The 4574-nt window shown below is 42.8% G+C and carries 3 protein-coding genes; 1 reads left to right on the top strand and 2 read right to left on the bottom strand.

Annotated elements, in window-relative coordinates; genetic code table 11:
• Positions 1-121 precede the first annotated feature (121 nt).
• Positions 122-1852 (bottom strand): ATP-binding protein, encoded by a 1731-nt coding sequence (locus tag GNE10_RS32290; RefSeq protein ID WP_185570060.1) that lies wholly within the window; start codon positions 1850-1852, stop codon positions 122-124.
• Positions 1853-1968: 116 nt separating this feature from the next.
• Entirely contained in the window at positions 1969-2763 is a 795-nt protein-coding gene (locus GNE10_RS32285) for a glutathione S-transferase family protein (protein WP_185570058.1), read from the bottom strand.
• Positions 2764-3526: 763 nt separating this feature from the next.
• Here GNE10_RS32285 and GNE10_RS32280 point away from each other — a divergent pair.
• Positions 3527-4348: a fasciclin domain-containing protein gene (locus GNE10_RS32280; protein WP_185570056.1), complete on the top strand. Its 822-nt coding sequence runs from the start codon at positions 3527-3529 to the stop codon at positions 4346-4348.
• The last annotated feature ends 226 nt before the right edge of the window (positions 4349-4574 follow it).

Here is a 4574-nt window from a genome sequence, read left to right as displayed (position 1 = left end):
GATGTTACGAATGGGGCATAGGGAGATGGGGAGATGGGGAGATGGGGAGATGGGGGAGACGCGGGGACGCGGAGAATAATCAATGACCAATGACTAATGACTAATGACCAATGACCAATGACTAAAATCCCAAGTCAGCCTTCGCTAGTTCAGCGGCGGCAAATACTTCTGCGTCTGGTTTTTCTTCCCAAGCTGGGTCACCAATTTCTTCGTAGAAAGCTGCGTCATAGGGACGGGTACGTACAACTACTGGCATTGGAACGGCATGACCCAAAATCAAGGCTTGTTGCTTAGAGTCTAACTTCGCCAATACCGACCGCAGTCCGCCACCACCAGATACACCCGTAAAAATCGCGTCAATGTCTTTTTCATCGTTCAGCAGAGCGGTAATGCGAGTCCCAATTTGGGACATAACTTCATTATCTATCCCCGACGGGCGTTGATCGACTACCAAAAGGGTGACGAAGTATTTTCGCAATTCCCTAGCAATAGTCCCAAAGATAGTGCTTTGTACCACTGCTGGGTCTAAGAAACGGTGTGCTTCTTCAATGGTAATCATCAACGGCGTCGGGCGATCGCTCGGATTTTTCGTTTGCAGAAATTTATCTGCCTTCTTAACGTAATGCTCGTGGATACGTCTGGTGATCATGTTGGTCACCAACATATAAGAGAGCATATTTGACTGGGAACCAAATTCTATCACAACATTCTTCCCAGCTTCCAGTGATTGCACAAGTTTACTAATATAATTTTGCGGACAAACGGCTCGCATGTACTTCAAACTGTCCATCCGCAAGAGTTTGCGCTGTAATGCCATAATCGAGCCTTTGTGTCCGCGCTTCTCGTCGCAGAACATCTCGATTTCTTCATTACTCATATTTAACAGTTGGACAATCCAAGATTTGCCAAATTCGCTGTAGAGAATATTGGCGTTATCCAAAGCCGCGTCCGAAAGTCCCAAATCTCGACTGCATAACTTAATATCTTCAACTTCAATTTGCTCGTAACTCAGATAAAGTTCTTGAGCATCCCGTACACCCCGGCGCTTTGTGGATTCCGGGTCGAGGGTGTAAACTTCGACTTTATTGGGAAATAATTGCTTTAAGCCTTTAACGGTATTGACATTTTTACCTTCAGCAACAGCTTCCCAGCCATACTCAGAGTGCATGTCAAAAATCAAATTCACCGCCGCACTTTTACGGATGACCCCAGCTAAAAGTAAGCGGGTTAAAAAAGATTTACCAGTCCCAGATTTGCCAAAAACCCCATTACTGCGTTCTACAAAGCGATTTAAATCGATGCAAACCGGCACATCCATATCCAAAGGTTTGCCGATGGAGAAATTGCGCCTTTGGGGATCGTCTTCCCAACCGAACACTCGGCGAAAATCGTCAACGCTGGCTTCGTAAACTTGACTAAAGTGACTGGGAATAGTTTTAACAGGCAATAATTCCATCGTCGTGCTGGTTTGCGGCACAAAGGAAGCCAAACCAGTCACCGATGGTAGAAAAGGATTTGCCGATTTACCATTTGTAGCCGAAAAAGATTCTTGAGATTCCGGAGTAAACATCAACATCGGCGCGAGGTTGATAGTACCGTAAGTACCGCTTCCTGCTAGAACTTCTCGTAAAAAAGTATCTTCCCAACTAGGGGGATTAGCAATAATTCGGGCATTAGCAGCTCCTAGTGCCACATCTGTGAGCATACAAAAAAAACGCGATCGCATCCCTTGGACAACGAGAAATTTACCTACCCGCATGTCTTCCACAGAAACGTCAGGATGCAATCGCACTTCTAACCCTTCAGTCAGAGAACCTTGAATAACCGAACCTAATGGCTGTCCCGAATTCATTTCATTAGTCATTAGTCAAAACCCTTCGGGTGGGGAAAAGGGGAAAGGTTAAAGGGAAAAGGAGCGTCTGACCTTTCCCCCTTGCCCTTTGCCCTTTGCCCATTTTCCTCCATTCCCTAATCAATTTGAATCGAAGTTGGCGCACTTGCCGATGGTGGCGTGGTGGTAATTAAAGGTTTGCGAAATTGGGCGTAAAGGCGATCGCGCCAATTAAAAAATGCCTGATAATCAGGATTTTCGGCTAAGATTGGCAGTCCTTTACCTCTGATAGATGCTGGTAAATCTAGATAAGGGCCATCGGGGAATTTCAGCAAGATTGATAAACCCGCCACCGCTAAATCCGCTAAAGTCGGCTCGTCTCCTGTCAAATAAGGACTATCTGCCAATAATAATGTTAAGGCTTCTAAGTCTTGTTTTAAGGATGCGATCGCTGAGTGTATTATCTCTGGACTATAACCCACTCCAATACCGAACAGGGTCAACAAGTCGTTGGGTACTCCTTCTACTAGACTTTTAAATATATCTGGTGTGGAAGTGGGTAACAAAGATTTGCGAAAATTTTGATCTTGGCTAACTGCGGCAAACAGCGCTTTGCGGCCTTTGATGCCGATGGACTCATCTGCCCATTCTTCTATTAATAAAGTTAAACCTCGTTTTTTAGCATCTTGTGGTATTAGTGGGCGTTCTGGATATTCTAAGTCTAAATACTTAGCAATGTCCGTAGAATCTACAATATATCTATTACCATCCTTTAATACTGGAACTTGTCTTTGACCAGTCAGTCGGAACAGTTCTACTTGTCCAATCCCAGGTGTAACCTCTATTTTCCGGTAATCTAATCCTTTAAAATCTAAAATTAGCCGTACTTTCTCTGAGTATTGGGATAGTTCCCATTGGTATAATTCCAGCATATTTTATACCTTATAACTACTGCCTTACTTCTTAACTTTACAATTGTATCTTTAGTTTAAGTAAATTTTTTGTGTATGGAGCAAAGCCATTTTTAGACGAAAGCATAAATAGCGATCGCTGAGTGATAAATGCCAATTATTAGAATAAAGTGCTTTTTAATACCGCAAAAATAGAGAGGCTGGTGTTGGTAGCCTCTGTATATGAGACCTCGCGCTTAGGGCGGGGTTTAACAATTATCCAGAGTCTTTTGTAGATTTTATTTTCTGAAATGGCGATCGCTCTTCTCGGAAGGTAATTTTTTAACTGATCGTAAAATATCTCAAAATATTGTGTGTAATTTGCTTTTTAGTTAAACCTTTGTGGGCTGTTATCCTCAGCGAGCGATCGCAGATGTAAGATTTTTATACTTTTTGATAATTTATACTGCAGCAAGTGGGGCTTTTCCACTTTTTTGAACGTGAAGAAGAAAAGCTGGTGAATTTACATTCAAGATATCGTAGATGTATAGCAGTTCTAAATAATTTGTCAAACATTACTGCTGTTAACAGTCAACAGTCAACCATCACCACTAAAATTTTTCACAACTCAAATCAGATTGCTATATTTGATACTTGTCATCTTTTAGCCAAGTTAGATATTTAATCTCACTAGCACTAAGTATTTCTCAAGAAAAGTCTGACTCCCCTCTTCGGTTAGATTTTGTGCTTACCAAAATGTTATAAATCTTTATGTAACCTGTGGACAAAAAAACAAACAAAATTTATGAAGACAAATTACGGCAAATTGCTGACCACGTTGGCAGGGATAGCAGGATTAAGTAGTTTCAGCCTTCTGGTTACTTTACCATCTGATGCGAAAGAGGTCTTAAATCCTAATCCCAGTATTTTCAACGAAGCGCCCTATAATCGAGGTCAGCGCCTTGAAGCAAACGCTCAGTACAGCCCTGCTAAAGCTGTTAAGCGCCAAGTGGTAGCCCAAGGCAGTGGCGGTGGGACGCTAAATCCCAGACCAAGTATTTTTAACGAACCTCCCTACAACCGTGGTGGTAGCGCCACACCTGGTGAAGTCACCCCACCTCCTACCCCTGAAACTCAACCCACCACACCCACAGAAACACCATCTACCTTACCTGCAACTCCACCACCAGCTGGGACAAGCGAAACTCAAGGCAAAAATTTGTTAGCCTTGGCTGAATCAAACGCCTCTTTTACAACCTTGACCAAAGCTTTGAAAGCAGCAGGATTAACGGACGCTTTGCAAGGCAAAGATAACTTAACTATTTTCGCGCCCACAGATGCGGCCTTTGCTAAATTACCAGCAGACGCAGTGCGAGATTTGTTGAAGCCAGAGAATAAAGAAGTGTTACTCAAGCTCTTAACTTACCATGTAGTGCCTGGTAGGGTATTATCTAGTGATTTGAAATCAGGTGAAGTTAAAAGCCTAGAAGGTGGCGCTATCAACGTTAAAGTCGATCCTGCTAATGGTGTCACAGTCAATGATGCCAAAGTCACTCAGGCCGACATCACAGCTAGCAATGGTGTAATCCACGCCATCGATAACGTGATTCTACCTCCTGACTTGTAGTTTTTGTTAACTGATGACTGATGACTGTTGACTGTTAACAAACGACTAAAAAAAGCGTCTGTCATCCCATCTTTACAAAAGGAATGGATGACAGACGCTTTCTAATGAAGAAGAATTCACAACTCAGCAACGGAACCTTTGAAAGTATTCTGAATTCTGACTCCTGAATTCTGACTCCTGAATTCTGACTCCTGAATTCTGACTCCTGAATTCTGACTCCTGAATT

It is taken from the genome of Nostoc sp. 2RC (genome assembly GCF_014222165.1).
In the GTDB taxonomy this organism is placed as follows: Bacteria; Cyanobacteriota; Cyanobacteriia; order Cyanobacteriales; family Nostocaceae; genus Nostoc; species Nostoc linckia.
This window is presented reverse-complemented; position numbering and strand designations above follow the sequence as displayed.